The sequence below is a fragment of the Rothia sp. HMSC071F11 genome (assembly GCF_001809115.1).
GTDB classification, from domain to species: Bacteria; Actinomycetota; Actinomycetes; order Actinomycetales; family Micrococcaceae; genus Rothia; species Rothia dentocariosa.
Genome location: NZ_KV795734.1, coordinates 1 through 275, shown reverse-complemented (window position 1 = coordinate 275; position 275 = coordinate 1). Strand labels below are relative to the sequence as shown.

General features: G+C 62.5%; 1 pseudogene. It reads right to left on the bottom strand.

What is annotated here, in order from left to right:
- Window positions 1-275 (bottom strand): annotated as a pseudogene (locus HMPREF2554_RS02525) (type II secretion protein F); the annotation flags it as partial.

Sequence of the window (275 nt, the reverse complement as noted above, 5' to 3'; positions counted from 1 at the left end):
CCGATAAACGGCAGCCACGACAGTATCTTGCCGGTCGTTTTCGGCCCCGTCAGCGCACTTTCTCGCCCGAGAAGAGCATCCAGATGTTCTTCAGCGTGTTCGGCCGCAGCCCGTAGGGTCTGAGCCAGGGGCGCGCCGGTGGTTTCGTTCATGCGTAAGCACAGGCCGAGTTCGCGGATGCGCTCCCGGCTGTGTGCTCGCCGCGCTTTGAGGGCGCGCAGGGTTGTTCCCGCCGCGAAACCAAGCTGTTCTTCACGGGCCAAAGTGTCTAATAG